The 433-nt window shown below is 65.6% G+C and carries 1 pseudogene; it reads right to left on the reverse strand.

The annotated features are described in order from the left end of the window. Positions 1 to 433 (reverse strand): annotated as a pseudogene (locus JWH17_RS23335) (hypothetical protein); the annotation flags it as partial.

The following is a 433-nucleotide window of genomic DNA, read 5'->3' on the forward strand; positions in this document are numbered from 1 at the left end:
GTAGAACAGCTCGCAGGTCTGCTTCTTCTGGGTCACCTGCCACTTGTTGGTACAGGCCTGCAAGGTGAGCTTGGCATCTGCCTGCGGGTTGCGACCCATGCCGGCCTGCCAGCAGGCGGCGGAGAGGTCCTGGCCCATCATCTTCAGGCCCGCGGCGTCGGCCTTGTCCTGGTCGCCGGCGTAGCTTTTCGGGTCGGCGGCGTACCAGATCGCGCTTGGGTGGTTGGCGCCGAGCACAGGCACCTTGGCGCTGTCAGGCTCCGGCGCGATGCTGACCAGTCCCAGCACGTTGACCTTCGGTCCGTACTGCTGCTGGATCCACGCGCGCACCGGCGCGCCGAAGGCGACCATCGGCAAGGCGGTCTTGCCGTCGTGGGTGAGGGCCACTTCCTTGACCATTCGCACCTGGTAGTCGTTGAAGTAGCTGTAGACC

It is taken from the genome of Desulfogranum marinum (genome assembly GCF_016918565.1).
GTDB classification, from domain to species: Bacteria; Desulfobacterota; Desulfobulbia; order Desulfobulbales; family Desulfobulbaceae; genus Desulfogranum; species Desulfogranum marinum.